The 1861-nt window shown below is 37.2% G+C and carries 2 protein-coding genes; both read right to left on the bottom strand.

The window, feature by feature from the left end; all coding sequences use genetic code 11:
- Nucleotides 1-298: 298 nt before the first annotated feature.
- Nucleotides 299-427: a hypothetical protein gene (locus tag KTQ90_RS13905; protein WP_302180515.1), complete on the bottom strand. Its 129-nt coding sequence runs from the start codon at nt 425-427 to the stop codon at nt 299-301.
- Between the two features lie 75 nt (nt 428-502).
- Entirely contained in the window at nt 503-1567 is a 1065-nt protein-coding gene (locus KTQ90_RS13990) for an outer membrane beta-barrel protein (RefSeq protein WP_217318805.1), read from the bottom strand.
- Nucleotides 1568-1861 lie beyond the last annotated feature (294 nt).

Raw genomic sequence — 1861 nt, 5'->3', positions numbered from 1 at the left:
TAGCCTATCATACTGTTTTCCTACATTTATATATAAGTAGAAAAGCAGATTCCAATACTGATTTTTGGAGTCTGCTTTTCCGAAATGGTTAAGTATATCTTATTTATTGTTTCATAGATTTAATGGTTGCCTAAAGAACGTAAGTTCTATTTATGGCTTATGGTCAATATATACCAGCATGAAGTGGTGAAGAAATTTCTGATATACTTCATCTTCCAGACCCAATGTGGCAAGAGTTGTGGGGTAAGGTGGAACTTCTGCTTGTAATGAGGATTGATGAACCAAAGTTTTTGGTCTGTTACCGAGAAGCCGCATTGGTGTATGTTGTCAGTTCCGTAAAATCTGACAAGTAGCTGATGTAAAACTCCTTAGATGTTATCTCCAAGTCACGGAAATACATCTTCCTGTCTGTATGTCTTTTTTGCATGTATCTTATTTTTTGACTTTTCTGTATATATAGATACAGATCAGTCATAAAGACTGCATGCAATTTGAGACATTCTTACCAAGAGAGCCTAATACCGAAAGGTACAGTCAATGTAAATGGACGTTCTGTCCAAGTATTCTTGACTTCGCTTCCATTCGGAATGTACCAATTCAGCGTTGGCTCAACAAACAAAGTCAACTTTGGTGCAAATTGATATTGTATTCCGATGTTAGTGTTTACAGCCCACTGTATAGAAGGTATTGTCTTCCAATCCGTTGTATAGACAGACTTTCCTCCTACTACATAGTCTGCATATGTCTTTCCAGACAATGGTATCTGAATGCTTGCTCCTGCAGAACCGTAAGCCGACAGTTTCTTGTACGCCATGAATTGGTACGAGAGCTTGACAGGGATACCGATGTAATGCAACTTTTGTTCCTTGTCAACACGGTAATTGCCAGTACCCAAAGTAAAATATGACTTCAAGTAAGAGTATTGGAGTCCTGTTTCTAAACTCCAATGCTTTCCTATGCTCTTGTTCACAGCCAATCCTAATATTATAGGTTTGTCATGATGTTCTACCTCTTCAATTTTGCCCTTGTTATTATCGGCAATATCCATCATTGCAACATTTTCCGCCGTTGGGTCAGTTGGAGTTAAGCGATGTAGATATTCAGAATACTCTTCCCATGTAGTAAAAATTTTTTTTGAAGGTTGTTCACTCGTAATATCATCATCGCTACTTGTTATAATCTTACAAACATTTTGCGCAAGAGTAGTACCCAAAGAACCAGCTGCGAGCAATTGCCATTTACTTTTCTTGTGCGTCTTTGTATCATCCGCAATCCATCTTTCCTCGTTTGGAATAGGTGTATAGACAGTATCTTTTGTGATGATACTGTCTCGCTTGTTATCAGCCAAAATATGTTGGTTATCCTGCAAAGAATCGGATATTTCGACTATTACATTTTGACTTGCCTTAATCGAATCACCAACAGTTATTACAGTGTTCTTTCCCTGTTGAACACTTCGATAATTAGAGTACAAAATAGCGTTTTGTATTCTACGAACAGAAACATTAGGCTTCTTTTGTATAGGCGTAATGTCTTCATTAGGCTTTCGAGTTCGAACTATATTCACATCATTTTCTGAAACGAATTTCTTCTTTGCAGTAAAATATCTATATACAGGGATGACTATCCCCTTTCATCTTAGGATAATACATTTGGTATAATGTGCTGAAAGCGTCAGCGTCACCTTGTTTTGCTTTTTCTACTAATGTTGTTATATCTGAAGCCATGAGCGAATTGTTTCGTACTATCTATTTTGATATAGATACACAAACGGCTTGATGACTGCATGATGTTTAGTTAAAGAACACCTGTTGGCGGAATTAATTTAGTGCATACTTAATTCTGCCAATGGGCTTGTCGT

The sequence above is a fragment of the Leyella stercorea genome, from assembly GCF_019052365.1.
GTDB lineage: Bacteria > Bacteroidota > Bacteroidia > Bacteroidales > Bacteroidaceae > Prevotella.
Note: the sequence above shows the minus strand (reverse complement) of the source record. Positions and strands in the feature narration are given on the sequence as shown.